This window comes from Bacillus sp. JJ664 (genome assembly GCF_036962205.1).
In the GTDB taxonomy this organism is placed as follows: domain Bacteria; phylum Bacillota; class Bacilli; order Bacillales; family Bacillaceae_G; genus Gottfriedia.
Window position 1 is genome coordinate 1 of the sequence record NZ_JBALMS010000241.1, and the last position, 1,432, is coordinate 1,432.

Annotated in this window: 1 protein-coding gene; it reads left to right on the forward strand. The window is 28.9% G+C overall.

The window, feature by feature from the left end; genetic code table 11:
• Positions 1 to 184: 184 nt before the first annotated feature.
• The gene (locus V7056_RS20720) at positions 185 to 1,336 is read left to right on the forward strand and encodes a hypothetical protein (protein ID WP_499704275.1); all 1,152 of its coding nucleotides are present in this window, start codon (positions 185 to 187) and stop codon (positions 1,334 to 1,336) included.
• Positions 1,337 to 1,432: the final 96 nt, after the last annotated feature.

Here is a 1,432-nt window from a genome sequence, read left to right on the forward strand (position 1 = left end):
CAACTAACTGGCGCGTTAGTTGAAGATCGAGAGCAGCCTTTGGCTGCTTTTTATTTATGAATTTGGCAGTATAGTTGCATTAGATACTGCTTTTTTAATTTTAAAAAGAGGTTTTTTCTAGTATGTTAAGAATTTATTATCTAATAATTATTGTAAAATATATTCAAAAGGAGAACCTTATATTTTGAGACTATATCAAAATTTTGATTATACATTGAATAAGCATGATAAAATGGAACTTATTTTTGAGAATATAGAAAAAGTATTAATCAAAAACAGAAAACAAGATAAGCATAATTACTTCTTTTTCTCAGATTTTACACTAAAAGGACATGTGTCTTCTGTTCAAAGGATAGTTAAAAAATTTCCAGAACTAGCAAAGTTTGAAATTGAATTAGAACAAGACTATGCAGGTGAAATTCTCAAGTATAAAGCACTTACAAATCTACCATCGAACTTTAGTTATTATGACCATCGTTATTATAAGGCTGATGTATTTGATAATGTTAGCTTTGAAGTACTAAAAGAAATAGCTTATGGAATTCCAAGATCTTTTCCTTGTCACAAAGCTTTATTTTTATTTAGCGGAATTGATTGGTCCTATAAAAATGAGGAAGAAACTTTGGATGGAAATTCAGTCATGTTAATTAACGATTGGTGGACACCGAAACGTTCTATCTTATTAAAAGCCAAAGTTTCTATGGAAGTCCCAGATGAAAAGTGTTCAAAACTAAAATCATTGCCTAAAGAAATTGAAGAAGCAATAAGTAGTATTGGCCGAATTAAGAGAAATTCGCTCGAATGTGTCTTTAGTTTAGAAGAAAAAAGAAAGATTGATGAAATTTATGAAAAATGTAAACAGCTACTAGACACAAAATACAAAAGGAGTGAAATACTAGATTTAATTTCATTTCCTTTCGATTTAAGTGAAGAAAAATTTAGCACAGGTGCATTTAACATTCCAAGAAAAAAAACAATATCTAAAATTGTAAAAAAACTTGGATATAACCATTTACCTAAAGAAGGAAGTTCAGGTTTTCTTGTGTATGGAAAGTTAACTGAAAACAACAATAGGATTATTCTTGAATTTGACTCTGGTAGTACATTTTATAATTTACGTTGCAACGTGATTATACAAGGACCAGGTTGGGAACATTCTTTTATGGAATTACCTTGTATAAAAAATTCATATGGAGACTTTTTTCCAATCTCAGATGAAAATTCACTAGAAAAAGTAGTTAGTAACTTTGGTGTAGTAGTTGATTTATTAGAGAATAAATGTTTTATAGATCTTGAAAAATTACATGGACCTGCACCTAAATGGTTTCAATATTAATTAGAGTAAGAGTTGTTTTTCTTATGCAACTAACTGGCGCGATAGTTACATAATATATAGTACAAAAATTGAGGTAATTGTGTGGTAAACAATTTG